Genomic DNA, 303 nt, shown 5'->3' on the forward strand with positions numbered 1-303 from the left:
CGATGAAGGACGGGACTAACACCGATATGCTTCGGGGAGCGGTAAGTACGCTTTGATCCGGAGATTTCCGAATGGGGAAACCCAGTCAGCTTAATCGCTGACTACTTGACTAGTGAATTCATAGCTAGCAAGAGGTAGACGCAGTGAACTGAAACATCTTAGTAGCTGCAGGAAGAGAAAGAAACATCGATTCCCTGAGTAGCGGCGAGCGAAAGGGGAAGAGCCCAAACCAGTAAGCTTGCTTACTGGGGTTGTAGGACTGAACAATAGAGTTACCAAAGTGCGACGTAGTCGCAACAGTTG

General features: G+C 48.8%; 1 rRNA gene. It reads left to right on the plus strand.

The annotated features are described in order from the left end of the window. Positions 1-303 (plus strand): 23S ribosomal RNA (locus H5S39_RS01885); the annotation flags it as partial.

Source organism: Limosilactobacillus rudii (assembly GCF_014145455.1).
In the GTDB taxonomy this organism is placed as follows: domain Bacteria; phylum Bacillota; class Bacilli; order Lactobacillales; family Lactobacillaceae; genus Limosilactobacillus; species Limosilactobacillus rudii.